This is a genomic window from Salipiger sp., assembly GCF_059781815.1.
The window spans coordinates 1-13,494 of record NZ_JBYNAH010000143.1; the positions used below are offsets into that span (position 1 = coordinate 1).

The window sequence follows — 13,494 nt, forward strand, 5'->3', positions numbered from 1 at the left end:
GCTGCACCGTGCAGCGGCTGCCGCTGATCTCCTTCACCACGCCTTCCAGCGTGTTGTTCTCGCCGATGAACTGCGCCACGAAGCTGTTCAGCGGCGCCTCGTAAAGCTCGTCCGGCGGCGCCAGCTGCTGGATGCGGCCATCGTCGAACACCGCGACGCGGTCCGACATGGTCAGCGCCTCGGTCTGATCGTGAGTCACGTAGACCACGGTGATGCCCAGACGGTGCGCGAGATCGGTGATCTCGAACTGCATCTTCTCGCGCAGCTGCTTGTCGAGCGCGCCGAGCGGCTCGTCCATCAGAACCAGCTCGGGCTCAAACACCAGCGCGCGCGCCAGCGCGATCCGCTGCTGCTGACCGCCCGAAAGCTGCGCCGGACGGCGGCCGCCGAACGCGCCCATCTCGACCATGTCGAGCGCCCGCATCACCTTCTTCTCCCGCTCGGACTTGCCGATCTTGCGCACTTCCAGCGGGAAGGCGAGGTTCTCGGCAACGGTCATGTGCGGGAAGAGCGCGTAGTTCTGGAAGACCATCCCGATGCCGCGCTTGTGGGGCGGGATGTTGTTGATGCTGACCCCGTCGAGCTTGATCTCGCCATGGGTGGCGGTCTCGAATCCTGCCAGCATCATCAGGCAGGTGGTCTTGCCCGACCCGGACGGCCCGAGCATGGTCAGGAACTCGCCCTTGGGCATGGTGAGGTTCAGATCTTTGACGACGAGAGTCTCGCCATCATAGCTTTTCTGAACACGTTCAAAGGCGACGAAGGCGTCGCTTGTCCCGGTATCTGGCAAATCCGGCTCCCCGTTGATGTCTCGCGGATTGTCCCCGCTGTCTTGTGGGTCAAACTAAACCGCGTCCGTCCACGTCTTGCAACCGCATAGACGCGAGAGAAAGCCTAGCCCCCTCAACACGGGAGATCCGGGCACGAAAGCGGCACTTCACAGCCAAAAGCGCCACCCGTTCAGGTCGTTTCGGTACATTCGACTTTCACGATTCAGTCGCCCGCACCCGGGGCAGCGCATGTCAGAGCGGCTCCGAGCCTCCAAAAACGGGATTTTCCGGGTGATCCGGGCCGACAAGTGCACAACTTCTGATCACTCGCAGGGTTTTTCAGCGCCACCATCCCATGAGCGACGCGGCATGTCGGTTTTTGACAGCCGAAGTTGTGCACAACTGTCTAGCTGGGGCGAAGACCACCCCCGGAGAGACCCATGCGACAGCACCGATTCCAGAAAGACCTGCCCTTCTCCGAGGCCGAGTATGAACGCCGTCTCGCCAAGACCCGCGCCGCCATGGACAAGGCCGGCGTCGAGGTTCTGCTGGTCACCGACCCGTCGAACATGGCGTGGCTCACCGCCTATGACGGCTGGTCGTTCTACGTCCATCAGGGCGTGCTGGTGTTCCACGATGCCGATCCGGTCTGGTGGGGCCGCAACCAGGACACCAACGGTGCCGTGCGCACCGTCTGGATGGGCGACGACCGGGTCATCGGCTATGCCGACAACTACGTGCAGTCGACCGAGCGCCACCCGATGGAAGACCTCGCCCAGCGCCTGATCGGCATGGGGCTCGAGGGCGCCCGGCTCGGTGTCGAGATGGAGAATTACTACTTTTCCGCCAAGGCCTTCATGGCGCTGGCCGACAGCCTGCCCGAGGCCACCATCGTCGACGCCACGGCGCTGGTGAACTGGCAGCGTAACATCAAGTCCGCCGAAGAGATCGCCTTCATGCGCAAGGCGGCGCGAATCTCCGAAAAGATCGTCGACGGCCTGCTCGAACGGGTCGAGCCCGGCGTTCCGAAGAACGAAGTGGTGGCCGAGATCCAGCGCGATGCCATCCTCGGCGTCGGCGAGGACTGGGGCGATTACGCCTCCATCGTGCCGCTGCTGCCCTCGGGCTCCGATGCAGCCGCGCCGCACCTCACGTGGGATGGCCGCCCCTTCAAGAAGGGCGAGGCCACCTTCTTCGAGATCTCCGGCTGCTACCGCCGCTACCACACGCCGTTCTGTCGCACGATTTTTCTTGGCCAGCCGCCCGACCTGTTCCTCGCCGCCGAGGACGCGCTGGTCGAGGGGCTCGAGGCCGGGCTTCAGGCCGCCCGCGCCGGCAACCGCGCCTGCGATATCGCCAACGCGCTGGCCGCGCCGCTGGAGCGCGCCGGGATCGAGCGCGGCGCCCGCTGCGGCTATCCGATCGGCCTGAGCTACCCGCCGGACTGGGGCGAGCGCACCATCTCGCTGCGCGCCGAGGACGAGACCGTCCTGCAGCCCGGCATGACCTTCCACTTCATGCCCGGCCTGTGGATGTCGGACTGGGGGCTGGAAATCACCGAATCGATCCTGATCACCGAAGACGGGGCGGCGGAATGCTTCTGCGACCGTCCCCGCCAGATGTTCGTCAAACCCTGAGGAGCCAACCATGCTGAAAGAGACCGAAGCGATTCTCGCCGACCTCATCTCCTTTCCCACCGTGTCGAGCGACAGCAATCTCGACATGATGGCGTGGATGGCCAACTGGCTCGAACATCACGGTGCGAAGGTCGAACTCTTCGCCGATGCCAGCGGCGCCAAGGCCAACATGTTCGCCACCATCGGCCCGGATGTTCCCGGCGGCGTGGTGCTCTCGGGCCATTCCGACGTGGTACCGGTGACCGACCAGGTCTGGCACTCGAATCCGTTCCACCTGACCGAGCGCGACGACCTGCTGCTGGGCCGCGGCGCCTGCGACATGAAGGGCTTCATCGCCGCCGCCATCGCCATGGCCGATCCGCTCTCCAAGACGCCGCTGAAGCGCCCGGTGCACCTGTGCTTCACCCATGACGAGGAGGTTGGCTGCATGGGCGCCCGCGCGCTGGTGCCCGAGCTCGAGCGCCGTGGCTACGCCCCGCGCATCGCCATCGTCGGCGAGCCCACCGACATGAAGATCATCGAAGGCCACAAGGGCTGCTGCGAATACACCTGCCGCTTCCACGGGCTCGAGGGCCACGGCTCGGCCCCCGAGCGCGGCGTCAACGCGGTGGAATACGCGGTGCGCTACGTCACCCGCCTGATGAGCCTCGCCGAGCAGCTCAAGACCCGGGTGCCCGCCAATTCGCGCTTCGATCCGCCCTGGACCACGGTCAATGTCGGCCGGCTCTATGGTGGCGTCGCGCATAATGTCATCCCCGGCCTCGCCGAGGTCGACTGGGAGATGCGCCCGGTGCAGGCGGGCGATGCGCAGTTCGTCAAGGAGGCGCTCGAGGCGTATGTCGAGACCGAACTGCTGCCGGCGATGCGCAAGGTGAACCCCGCCGCCCGCATCGAGACCCAGGTGATCGGCGAGGTCGCCGGGCTTGAGCCGATGTCCGACAACGCCGCCCGCGATCTGGTGGCCCAGCTCACCGGCGATGCGACCTGCGGCGTGGTGCCGTTCAGCACCGAGGGCGGGCTGTTCCAGGAGATGGGCATGTCGGTGGTGATCTGCGGCCCCGGCTCGATTGCGCAGGCCCACAAGCCCGACGAATATGTCTCGCGCCAGCAGCTGTCGCAGTGCCTGACCATGCTGGAGGGCATCGGGCGGAGCGTCGCCGCGTGAGCAGCGCCGCGGCGCGCCACCAGCGCCTGCATGCGGAGCTGCGCCAGCGCATCTGCCTGCTCGATTACCCGCCGGGCACGAAGCTCTCGGAAGAGGCGCTGGCGGCCGAGTTCGGCACCTCGCGCACGCCGCTGCGCCGGGTGCTGGCCCGGCTCGAGGACGAGGGGCTGGTGGAAAGCCGCCACGGCATCGGCACGCTGGTGACCGATGTCGACATGGCGCTGATGGCGCAGGTCTACGATCTGCGCCTGCACCTGGCGGCGCTGGTGGGGCAGCTCGACCCAATGCCGGTCACGCCCGCGCTGATGGCCGAGATCCGCGCCTTCGTCGCCCGCGGCGAGACGCTGCTCGCCGCCCCAGACCCGCGCGCCTTCGCCGAGCTCAACAGCGCCTATCACGACTTCGGCCTGTCGCTCACCGGCAACGCGCCACTGCGCGAGACCGCCGCCCGGCTCTACTACCTCACCGCCCGCATCTGGCTGACCTCGATCCCGCGCATGGATCTCGGCACCGAATGCGCCATCTTCCTCGGCGAGATGCGCGAGACCGAAACCGCCCTCGCCGCCGGCGACACCGCCGCCGCCGCCCTGATCCGCCGCGCCCATATCTCGATGAGCGTGCACCGCATGACCCGCTGACCCCGCCAGCGCACCAAACCTCGCCCCACACGGGCACAGCGCCGGCCACCGCGCCCCCATCTTCTCTGGTTCAAAAATACCTCGGGGGAGTCGCAGCTCCGCTGCGACGGGGGCAGCGCCCCCTCTTCCCCGCGCCACCACGCCAAGCACCGCCGGGCAGGCAAACCCACCGGCTCAGAGCGAATCCGCCACCCGGAATCCCTCCGGGATCGCGTCCCGCCCCTGCAGCAGCAGATCCGCCATCACCCCGGCCACCTTCGGTGCCATGCCGAAGCCGATCTTGAAGCCGCCATTGGCGATGAAATGCCCCTCCCGCCCGGGCCATGCACCCAGCATCGGCGCCCGGCTCTTCGCGCGCGGTCGCACCCCGGCCCAGCGCTCGACCAGCTCCGCGCCGTGCAACATGGGCATCGCCGCGACCGCGCGCTCGACCAGCGCGTCGCATTGCGCGTCGCAGTAGGCCGGATCGTCGAACTCCCGCTCCGAAGTCGACCCGATGGCCACCGTGCCATCGTGATGCGGCACGATGTGCAGCCCCCCGGCAAAGACCTGCGGCGCATCGCCGGCATCGTGACGCAGCAAAGCCGACTGGCCCTTCACGCCGGTGCCCACCGGCTTGCCCAAGCCGTCCGACAGGTCCAGAAGCCCCTGCCAGCCGGTGGCCCAGAGCACCTTGCCCAGATCTTCCGCCTCTGCCACCACCTCGACGCCCATGGCGGCCAGTGCCGCCACCAGCGCGGCGGAGGCGCGGCGCGGCGACATCCGCGCGCTGAGCGTGTCGCGGATCAGCCAGCCGGTCGGCGTGAGCGGCGCGAAGGGGCCCGCTTCCTCGGCCCGGATCACCTCCCAGACCGCGGCCTTGCCCCAAAGCTCCCGTGCGGTCCCCTCGCGCGCCCGGGCCAGCTCCAGCCCCTTCGCATCCGCAACCGGCTGCAGCCGCCCGCTGCGGGCATAATCGGGAGAGACGCCCCCCACCGCCTCGACCTCTGCCCAGAAGGCTTCGGCCATCAGCAGGCTCTCGAGCTGGAACGCCTTCTTGGCGTTCCAGTTCTCCGGCACATGCGGGGCCAGCGCGCCGACGATGCCGCCGCTCGAGCCCGCCCCCGGCCCATAGGGGTCCACCACCTGCACCTTCGCCCCGGCCCGGGCGCAGGCCCAGGCGATCGAGAGGCCGAAGATCCCGGCCCCGCGCACTGTCACGTCGATGCTTGCCATTCGTCAGCCCTCCGGTCATGGTCGCGCCAGTTCTAGGACAGACCATCATGACGAACCAGCCCGACGCCCCTCTCTGGCGCGACGGCGAGGTGCCGGTGTCGCCGCGCTTCGACGATCCGTATTTCTCGCTCGAAAACGGCCTTGCCGAGACCCGCCACACCTTCCTCGCCGGCAATGACCTCCCCTCCCGCTTCCGCGACGGGTTTCACGTCGCCGAGCTGGGCTTCGGCACCGGGCTCAACCTGCTCGCCACGCTGCAGCTCTGGCGCGAGAGCGGCATCTCCGGGCAGCTTCATTTCACCAGTTTCGAGGCGTTCCCGATGACGGGCGAGGACATGATCCGCGCCCAGTCGGCCTTTCCCGAGCTCGACGCCATCGCCGGGGAACTCGCCCCCTTCTGGCGCGAAGGTGCCCGCGAGATCGACCTGCCGGACCTGCGCTTCCGCATGGTCGAGGGCGATGCCCGAACCACCCTGCCGGGCTGGGGCAACAAGGCGGATGCGTGGTTCCTCGACGGCTTCTCGCCGGCCAAGAACCCCGAGCTCTGGGGCGAAGACCTGATGCTTGCCGTCGCCCGCCACACCGCGCCGGGCGGCAGCGCCGCAACCTATACCGCCGCCGGCCACGTGCGCCGGGCGCTCGAGGCGGCAGGGTTTGCAGTCTGCCGCGTGCCCGGATATGGGCGCAAACGACACATGACGCGCGCGGAGCTCACCTGATGGCGGAACAGAACACCAGATACGGCATCTGGCTGATGGTCCTCACGACCTTCATCTTCTCCGTCCAGGACGGCATCTCGCGCCACCTGTCCGAGAACTACAACGTCTACATGGTGGTGATGATTCGCTACTGGTTCTTCGCCGCCTTCGTGATGACGGTGGCCGGGCGCCAGGCCGGCGGGCTGCGCGCCGCCGCCGCCACCAGCCAGCCGTGGCTGCAGATCTTCCGCGGCGTGCTGCTGGTGGGCGAGATCTGGGTGATGGTCACCGCCTTCGTGCTGCTGGGCCTCACCGAGAGCCACGCGGTCTTTACCGCCTACCCGCTGCTGGTGGCGGCGCTCTCGGGGCCGATCCTCGGCGAAAAGGTCGGATGGCGGCGCTGGTCGGCGATCGGGGTCGGTTTTCTCGGGGTGATCCTCATCCTGCAGCCTTCGGGCGGGGTCTTTTCCCCGCACGCGGTGGTGCCGCTGGGGGCCGCGCTGATGTTTGCCCTCTACGGCCTGCTCACCCGCTACGTGGCGCGGCGCGACAGCGCGGCGACCTCGTTCTTCTGGACCGGGGTCTCGGGCGCGGTGACGGCGACGCTGGTGGGGATGTGGTTCTGGGAGCCGATGACAGCGCCCGACTGGGGCTGGATGGCGCTGCTTTGCCTGACCGGCGCCAGCGGGCATTTCACCCTGATCAAATGCTACGAGGTCGCCGAGGCGTCGGCGGTACAGCCCTTTGCCTACCTGCAACTGGTCTTCGCAGCCGCCCTCGGCATGACCGTGTTCAACGAGACGCTGCGGCCAAACGTGGCGATGGGGGCGGTGATCATCGTGGCGGCGGGGCTGTTCACGCTGTGGCGCGAGCGGGTGAAACGCTAGACCGACACCCAAGCGCCGCTCCCCGGCCGGCATCGGCCCTCAGGGACGCTCAGGCCTTGGAGCCCTTCCATCGGCAGCCGCGGGGGTCAGCGCCCGAGGCCGGAGCACCCGCGCTTCCGGTGCAATCCGATGCGTGGCGCCACTCCCACCGCAGGTCCCGGAAGCCAGCCTTGCCATCAGACGCCGGCGCACCGCTCGACAGTCACGCACATCCGCCTGCCGCGCATTCCGCGCCCAAGACAACGTCGGGCATCTCGGAAGACACCCGACCGGGTCCGGCGCCGGGCTGTTTCTACCCCGACCGGCGAACGCAGAAACGGGCGCGGGTCCCCGCGCCCGCCTGTGGCGTTTGCCAAGACGCACTTACCGCTCCGGCGGCAGGTGGCTCAGCCCGTACTGCGCGAAGATTGCCGCGATGCGCCCGTCCTCGAGCCCGGCGCGGATTGCGTCGTCGACCGCGTAGCCCAGGGCGCGATAGCGCATGTGCACGCCGACTCCGATGGTCCAGTGGCTCACCGCGAAGCCCGCCAGCGGCGGCTGGTGGATGGCGATGCCCTCCCCCGCCCCGGCCTCGAGCTGCGCCAGCGGGCCCATCGCGGCCATGGTCTCGCCCGCACCGAGCGCCGCCATCGCATCCGCATAGGTGGGATAGCGCCGCACCCCCTGCGCCAGCTGCCCGCCGGCGAAGGAAGTGAGGTAGAAATCCGAGATCGAGTCGTTCTCGACCGCCACCGTGTCGATGCGGAAATAGGCCGGCACCGGCGGATCCTCGGGATAGGCGTCTTCGCGATAGGCGATGGCGATCTGCTCGGCGGCATATTGCCCGGTGAACACCACCTGCTCGACCCGGCAGGTATAGGCGCTGTCATAGGGCACGTGCAGCATCACGTTCGACACCCGCCCGCCGATCACCGGCCCCTTCCAGACATTGTTGCGCAGGTCGGCGTCGAGATTTTCGCCCGCCGCCACCAGCCGGAAGCGCGGCTCGACGCCGAGATCCGCCGCGATGAGCTTGCCGATCTCGATATCGACGCCGACCGGCTTGCCCTTCTCCTCGTAGGACCAGGGCGGGAAATCCTCGTAGGCGGCGAACTCGATGTAGCCACGCTCGAGGATCTGGTCGAGATCCTGCCCGACGATGTCGCGGCCGGCATTCTGAGGCTTGGGCTGCGGCACCCAGTCCTCGCAACGCGCGGAAGCCGGGCTTGCGAATGCAAGCCCGGCCAGCGCGGCCAATACAAACCGGCGCCGCATGTCAGTGCGCTGCGGAAAGCCCGATGGTGAGGGTCTCGGCGGCATGCGTCAGATCCTCCGGATGGGCATCGAGCTGGTTGGCGGCGCGGAAGGCGATGCTGTCTGCGACAGGCGCCCCCGAGAGGGTTTCGATCTCGTCGGCGATCTCGCGCAGGCGGGCGCGCAGCGCGTCGACATCGGCATCGCCCGAGGCGAGCTTGTCGCGGATCTCTTTCAGCTCCGCCGACTGCTCTTCGACCGCCATGTCATCCGGGCGCGCCTCGACATAGGTGCGGATCGCCCAGGCCGCCTTCTGGCCCAGCAGCTCACCGAAGGCGGGCATCTTGGTGATGCCGTTCTGGGTGTAACCGTGGATGAAACGCTCCATGAACCACTCGTCGCCGTATTCCTCGGCCTCGAGAAAGCGCAGATCGGGCGCAAGACCGCCCGAGATCACCTCGAGCCCGTGGCAGCGCGCGCAGTTCTGATTGTAGCCCGAAGCGCCGATCTCGACCGCGGCCTTCCAGACATCCTCGCCGGCGTCGCGATAGGGGTTCTCGGTCAGCCACTCCTCGCCCACATCCGGCAGCGCGTCGGTGTTGACCGGCTGCGGGGCGACATCGCCATGGGCGAAGGCGAGCGTGGCGGCAAACATGCACATTGCGGCACCCGACAGGACGGTGCTCGAAAACTTCACTGCGGACATGGGGACCTCCTCCGTTTCCACTGGTTTCAGCTTTGCTAGCAAGGCGCCCCAACGGGCCATATTGGACCTTGGTCGCGAAACCCCGCACTCTTCGACCATGGTCTTACGGCACGCCCCCTTAAGGAGGCGTAGCTTGGACCAAGGGAGGACATTCATGCGTATCATCGGACTCGCTGCCGTGCTGTCGCTGTCGCTGGGCGCCGCCGCCGCGTCGGAGACCAAGGTCAGAATCGGCTATCTCTCGGTCGAGCAGCCGGCGCCGCCGGTGCTGTCGAATCTCGATGCCATACCGGAAGACCTCGGCCTCGCGGGCGCGCAGCTTGGAATCGAGGACAACGCCACCACCGGGCGCTTCCTGGGCCAGACCTACACGATGGACGAGACCCGTGTGCCCGAGGGCGGCGACGCGCTCGCTGCCGCCCGCACGCTGCTCGCCTCGAGCCCGTTCCTCGTGCTCGACGCCCCTGCCGACACGCTCACCGCCATTGCCGACCTACCCGAGGCCGAGGGCGCGCTTCTGTTCAATGCCACCGCCCCCGACAACGCGCTGCGCGATGCCGGGTGCCGCGCCAACCTGCTGCACACCATCCCCTCGGATGCCATGCGCGCCGACGCGCTGACGCAGTTCCTCGTGCAGCGGCGCTGGACCGAGGTGGCGCTGATCTCGGGCGCGCATCCGCGCGATGCGGCCTTCGCCGAGGCGCTGCGCGGGTCGATCGCCAAGTTCCGGCTGAAGCTGGTGGGCGAGAAGGACTGGGTCTTCGATGCCGACATGCGCCGCAACGCCAGTGCAGAGGTGCCGCTCTTCACCCAGGACTTCAAGGAGCATGACGTGCTGCTTCTGGCCGACGAGATCGGCGATTTCGGTCGCTACGTGGTCTACAACACCTGGCTGCCGCGCCCGGTCGCCGGCTCGGAAGAGCTGGTGCCGCAGGCCTGGGCGCCGGTGGTCGAGCAATGGGGCGCGGCGCAGCTGCAAGCGCGCTTCGAGGAGTTGGCCGCGCGCGACATGCAGCCCGAGGATTATGCCGCCTGGGCCGCGATCCGCGCCATCGGCGAGGCGGTCACCCGCACCGGCAGCGCCGAGGCCGCGACGCTGCGCGCCTACATCTTCTCCGACGCCTTCGAGCTTGCCGGCTTCAAGGGCAGCCCGCTGAGCTTCCGCGCCTGGAACGGCCAGCTGCGCCAGCCGATCCCCATCGTCACCGACCGCGCCGTGGTCGCCACCGCGCCGCTCGAGGGCTTCCACCACCAGGGCAACGAGCTCGACACGCTGGGCCGCGACGCGCCCGAAACCGCCTGCACCGCTTTCAAGGGGTAAGACCATGCTGAGACTGACCGCCATCCTCGCCCTTCTCGCCGCCCCCGCGGTCGCGGACGAGATCTGGATCACCAACGAGAAGGACGACAGCATCAGCGTCATCGACGTGGCGACGCTCGAGGTCACCCGCACCATTCCCACCGGCGAGCGCCCGCGCGGCATCACCTTCAGCCATGATTACTCGCGCGTTTATATCTGCGCCTCCGACAGCGACGCGGTGCAGGTAATGGACCCGGTCTCGGGCGAGATCCTGCACGACCTGCCCTCTGGCGAGGACCCGGAGCAGTTCGTGCTGCACCCGGATAACCGCCGGCTCTACATCGCCAACGAGGACGACGCGATCACCACCGTGGTCGACACCGACAGTCGCCGGGTCATCGCCCAGATCGATGTCGGCATCGAGCCCGAGGGCATGGCGGTGAGCCCCGACGGCAAGATCGTCATCACCACCTCCGAGACCACCAACATGGCGCATTGGATTGACACCGAGAGCGAGGCGATCTTCGCCAACACGCTGGTCGACAGCCGTCCGCGCCATGCCGAGTTCGTCAAGGAGGGCAGCAAGCTCTGGGTGTCGTCCGAGATCGGCGGCACGGTGACGGTGTTCGACGTGGCGAGCCAGGCCGAGAAGGCGAAGATCCATTTCGAGATCACCGGCGTGCACGAGGACCGCATCCAGCCGGTGGGGTTCGAGCTGACCCCGGACGGCAAGACCGCCTTCGTGGCGCTGGGGCCGGCCAACCACGTCGCCGTGGTCAATGCCGAGACCTGGGAGGTCGATGAGTACCTGCTGGTGGGGCGCCGGGTCTGGCACATGGCCTTCGACCGCGACCACAAGCTGCTCTTCACCACCAATGGCGTTTCGGGCGACGTCACGGTGATCGACGTGGAGAAGCGCGAACCGTTCAAGACCATCAAGGTGGGCCGCTTCCCCTGGGGCGCGGCGCTGCGACCGACGGAGGGCTGAGCGCCCTGCCCTGAGTGAGGTCACCAAGGGAGAGAGGAGACGCGGATGAGACGGGTAATCGCAGTGCTGGCGCTGCTGGCGGCCTCTGCTGTGGCGGCAGAGGAAACCAGCGCGGACGCCTATGGCACCACCAATCCCGAGGAGCTGACCTGGCAATCGATGCGCGACCGCGCGGCGCGGGGCGAGACCGACATGATGGTCTGCGCCTCGGGCTACCTGATGACCAAGTCGGGCGATCACGCCACCGCGCGGGCGATCTTCGAGGCCTGTGCCGAGGCCGGCTACACCGCGGCGATGACCTGGATGGGCTACATGGAGCAGAACGGCTTCGGCGGGCCCTTCGATCCCGACGCCGCCGCCCGCTGGGACCGCCGCGCCGCCGAGGCCGGCGACCCGGTCGGCAAGTTCAACTACGGCATCGGGCTGATGCGCGGCTTCGGCACCAAACAGGACGAGGCCGCCGGGCGGGCGCTGGTCGACGAGGCGGCGCGCGACGGGCTGGAGATCGCGAAGAGGCTGCAGGGGGCGGGGTATGATCTCGACGAGGTGACGCCGGACGCCGACAACTGGCGTTACGCCCCGATGTTCTGAGCCCGCGCGGGTTCAAAGTCCAAAGCTCGCCCCCTGTCGCGCAATGTGGACCAGTCATCGGAATACGGGCAGGTCCCGCCAGCGATTCCCGCGTGCCGACCGTTCCGAACGCCGGCTGAGGCAAAGCTGCAGCGTCGTCCGGTGCCGCGCTGCGATCTCGGACGAGAAGGGCGTCTCAACGTGTCCGTTCCAACTGGACACCTTTGGCGAGCCGCTGGCCACTCGGACTGGCAGGGTTCTTCCCACGGTGAGGCCGGTCCCCGGCAGAGAGACACCCTGCCCCGGGCCGTTGCCTGAAAAGTCGCGAGAATGAGGCGCGGCTTCCCGGACCTGCCAAGAATCCGGAAGGCCGCGGCGGGCGTCCGCGGCCTCGATCTCGGCCAGCCATGTTTGGAGGGCGCGTCCCGCCTCCGGACCATGCCGGCGGAAAAGCCAGCCGCCAGGACGGCAGGTTACTGCTAGAAATCAGGCCTCGCCGGCCGCCGGGCCTTCTGCGGTGGACCTTTCCGGCGCTGCGCCTCTCAAAGGTGCGCGTGGATCACCGAGAGGGCATGGCGGAGAGCATGATGGGCGAACTCCGTGCCGTTTGGCCCCGGCACCGCCGGGGCGCGCGCATCCTGCTGCATGTCGTCTGAAACCTGTTGCACCCGCCCCTCCATGACCGTGCCCCAGACGCCAATATCCTTGATCGTCATCGGATCGACCGTGATCGGGTTCTCGGTCAGAATGGTGAAATTGGCGAGCTTTCCGGGCTCGATGCTCCCGCGTTCGTCCTCCATGCGATGCGACCAGGCCGCGTTGATCGTCACCCCGCGCAGCGCCTGTTCGGGCGTGACCCGCTGATCCGCCCCGGCGACCCGGCCAGAGCTCGTCACCCGGTTCACCGCGCACCACATCAGGAACAGCGGATCGCCCGGCGCCATCGGCATGTCGGAATTCAGCGACCACGAGATGCCCGCCCGCTCGACATCCGCCAACCTCACCATGTGGTCGGCCCGCTCGGGGCCAAGACCGGTTTCGCTGTAGCGATCCGCAAGCGCCGCCACGTAGTAGGGATTCGCGCTGACGACCGCACCGAGCCTGCGGATGCGGTCGACCTGATCCGGAGCGCTCACGGCAAAATGCACGATCACCGTGCGATGGTCATAGCGCGGATTGCGCCGCAGATTCTCCTCCAGCGCGTTCAACACCCGGTCGAGCCCGGCATCGCCGTTCACATGCACATGCACCTGATACCCGGCATCCCAGTAGATCCGGAACGCCCGCTCGAAAGCGTCGAGATCCATCATCCATTCGCCGTGATAGTCGCCGATCGGCGGCTCGCGCAGCTGGATCGCGAGCGAATAGATCGCGCCATCGGCGAAGAGCTTCACGGTATCCGTCTTCATGCTCGTCATGCCGGAATACCAGCTTTCGAGCGCACGGGTCGCGGGGATCACCTGATCATCGTCGGCGTTGGCGGCGACAAGGCTCTTGCCGTCGGCGATGAAACTCCAGCGGAAGGGCATGGAGGCGGGCGACATCACCGCGTTCACCGCGTCCTGAACCGGTTTGGCCAGAACCCCGCCGGGCTCGTTGCCCCAGGTCACGCCCTTGGCATGCATATAGTCGCGCATCAGTTCCAGCCCGGCGCGGAACCTGTCGGGGTCGGCGACGCTGGGCGCGA

At 67.9% G+C, this 13,494-nt stretch carries 13 protein-coding genes; 8 read left to right on the plus strand and 5 right to left on the minus strand.

Translation table 11 applies throughout. The features are described from left to right. Positions 1 to 790: ABC transporter ATP-binding protein (locus AC6RA4_RS16155; protein WP_500162058.1), on the minus strand; the 790-nt coding region annotated here is incomplete at its 3' end. Between the two features lie 420 nt (positions 791 to 1,210). Here AC6RA4_RS16155 and AC6RA4_RS16160 point away from each other — a divergent pair. From AC6RA4_RS16160 to AC6RA4_RS16170, 3 genes are read left to right on the plus strand one after another with little or no spacing between them, the layout of a single operon-like run. Further along, positions 1,211 to 2,407 (plus strand): M24 family metallopeptidase, encoded by a 1,197-nt coding sequence (locus AC6RA4_RS16160; protein ID WP_500162060.1) that lies wholly within the window; start codon positions 1,211 to 1,213, stop codon positions 2,405 to 2,407. 10 nt (positions 2,408 to 2,417) lie between these two features. Continuing rightward, positions 2,418 to 3,572 carry an acetylornithine deacetylase gene (gene argE, locus AC6RA4_RS16165; protein ID WP_500162062.1) on the plus strand — a complete coding sequence of 385 codons (1,155 nt, stop codon included), beginning with the start codon at positions 2,418 to 2,420 and terminating at the stop codon, positions 3,570 to 3,572. Then, complete coding sequence (locus tag AC6RA4_RS16170; RefSeq protein ID WP_500162064.1) at positions 3,569 to 4,210, plus strand: GntR family transcriptional regulator; 642 nt, start codon at positions 3,569 to 3,571, stop codon at positions 4,208 to 4,210. The genes argE and AC6RA4_RS16170 overlap by 4 nt, the downstream gene beginning before the upstream one ends. 174 nt (positions 4,211 to 4,384) lie before the next feature. On the opposite strand, the gene AC6RA4_RS16175 is transcribed toward AC6RA4_RS16170, so the two are convergent. Further along, positions 4,385 to 5,425 (minus strand): NAD(P)/FAD-dependent oxidoreductase, encoded by a 1,041-nt coding sequence (locus tag AC6RA4_RS16175; protein WP_500162066.1) that lies wholly within the window; start codon positions 5,423 to 5,425, stop codon positions 4,385 to 4,387. Positions 5,426 to 5,472: 47 nt separating this feature from the next. Between AC6RA4_RS16175 and mnmC2 the strand changes: the two genes are divergently transcribed. Then, the gene (gene mnmC2 / locus AC6RA4_RS16180; RefSeq protein ID WP_500162068.1) at positions 5,473 to 6,144 is read left to right on the plus strand and encodes a tRNA (5-methylaminomethyl-2-thiouridine)(34)-methyltransferase MnmC2; all 672 of its coding nucleotides are present in this window, start codon (positions 5,473 to 5,475) and stop codon (positions 6,142 to 6,144) included. Further along, entirely contained in the window at positions 6,144 to 7,010 is an 867-nt protein-coding gene (locus AC6RA4_RS16185; protein WP_500162070.1) for a DMT family transporter, read from the plus strand. Before mnmC2 ends, AC6RA4_RS16185 begins: the two co-directional genes overlap by 1 nt. 363 nt (positions 7,011 to 7,373) lie before the next feature. Here the strand turns inward: AC6RA4_RS16185 and AC6RA4_RS16190 are convergent, their stop codons facing one another. Beyond that, positions 7,374 to 8,264: a substrate-binding periplasmic protein gene (locus AC6RA4_RS16190; RefSeq protein WP_500162072.1), complete on the minus strand. Its 891-nt coding sequence runs from the start codon at positions 8,262 to 8,264 to the stop codon at positions 7,374 to 7,376. 1 nt (position 8,265) lies between these two features. Next, positions 8,266 to 8,949 carry a cytochrome c-550 PedF gene (pedF, locus tag AC6RA4_RS16195; protein ID WP_500162074.1) on the minus strand — a complete coding sequence of 228 codons (684 nt, stop codon included), beginning with the start codon at positions 8,947 to 8,949 and terminating at the stop codon, positions 8,266 to 8,268. 154 nt (positions 8,950 to 9,103) lie between these two features. Between pedF and AC6RA4_RS16200 the strand changes: the two genes are divergently transcribed. The 3 genes from AC6RA4_RS16200 to AC6RA4_RS16210 are packed head-to-tail and all read left to right on the plus strand — an operon-like array spanning position 9,104 to position 11,828. Continuing rightward, positions 9,104 to 10,270 carry an ABC transporter substrate-binding protein gene (locus AC6RA4_RS16200; protein WP_500162076.1) on the plus strand — a complete coding sequence of 389 codons (1,167 nt, stop codon included), beginning with the start codon at positions 9,104 to 9,106 and terminating at the stop codon, positions 10,268 to 10,270. 4 nt (positions 10,271 to 10,274) lie between these two features. Beyond that, positions 10,275 to 11,237, plus strand: coding sequence for a YVTN family beta-propeller repeat protein (locus tag AC6RA4_RS16205; RefSeq protein ID WP_500162078.1), 963 nt, complete (start codon positions 10,275 to 10,277; stop codon positions 11,235 to 11,237). A 45-nt stretch (positions 11,238 to 11,282) separates the two neighbouring features. Next, positions 11,283 to 11,828: an SEL1-like repeat protein gene (locus AC6RA4_RS16210; RefSeq protein ID WP_500162080.1), complete on the plus strand. Its 546-nt coding sequence runs from the start codon at positions 11,283 to 11,285 to the stop codon at positions 11,826 to 11,828. A gap of 521 nt (positions 11,829 to 12,349) precedes the next feature. Here AC6RA4_RS16210 and AC6RA4_RS16215 read toward each other — a convergent pair. Then, a partial coding sequence (locus AC6RA4_RS16215) for an amidohydrolase (protein WP_500162082.1) occupies positions 12,350 to 13,494 on the minus strand: 1,145 nt, incomplete at its 5' end.

What these genes read in the sequence shown, in the direction of transcription:
- AC6RA4_RS16160 (WP_500162060.1), top strand. Translation starts at nt 1,211, where the DNA reads ATGCGACAGCACCGATTCCAGAAAGACCTGCCCTTCTCCGAGGCCGAG.
- argE (WP_500162062.1), top strand. Translation starts at nt 2,418, where the DNA reads ATGCTGAAAGAGACCGAAGCGATTCTCGCCGACCTCATCTCCTTTCCC.
- AC6RA4_RS16175 (WP_500162066.1), bottom strand. Translation starts at nt 5,425, where the DNA reads ATGGCAAGCATCGACGTGACAGTGCGCGGGGCCGGGATCTTCGGCCTC.
- mnmC2 (WP_500162068.1), top strand. Translation starts at nt 5,473, where the DNA reads ATGACGAACCAGCCCGACGCCCCTCTCTGGCGCGACGGCGAGGTGCCG.
- AC6RA4_RS16185 (WP_500162070.1), top strand. Translation starts at nt 6,144, where the DNA reads ATGGCGGAACAGAACACCAGATACGGCATCTGGCTGATGGTCCTCACG.
- AC6RA4_RS16190 (WP_500162072.1), bottom strand. Translation starts at nt 8,264, where the DNA reads ATGCGGCGCCGGTTTGTATTGGCCGCGCTGGCCGGGCTTGCATTCGCA.
- pedF (WP_500162074.1), bottom strand. Translation starts at nt 8,949, where the DNA reads ATGTCCGCAGTGAAGTTTTCGAGCACCGTCCTGTCGGGTGCCGCAATG.
- AC6RA4_RS16200 (WP_500162076.1), top strand. Translation starts at nt 9,104, where the DNA reads ATGCGTATCATCGGACTCGCTGCCGTGCTGTCGCTGTCGCTGGGCGCC.
- AC6RA4_RS16205 (WP_500162078.1), top strand. Translation starts at nt 10,275, where the DNA reads ATGCTGAGACTGACCGCCATCCTCGCCCTTCTCGCCGCCCCCGCGGTC.
- AC6RA4_RS16210 (WP_500162080.1), top strand. Translation starts at nt 11,283, where the DNA reads ATGAGACGGGTAATCGCAGTGCTGGCGCTGCTGGCGGCCTCTGCTGTG.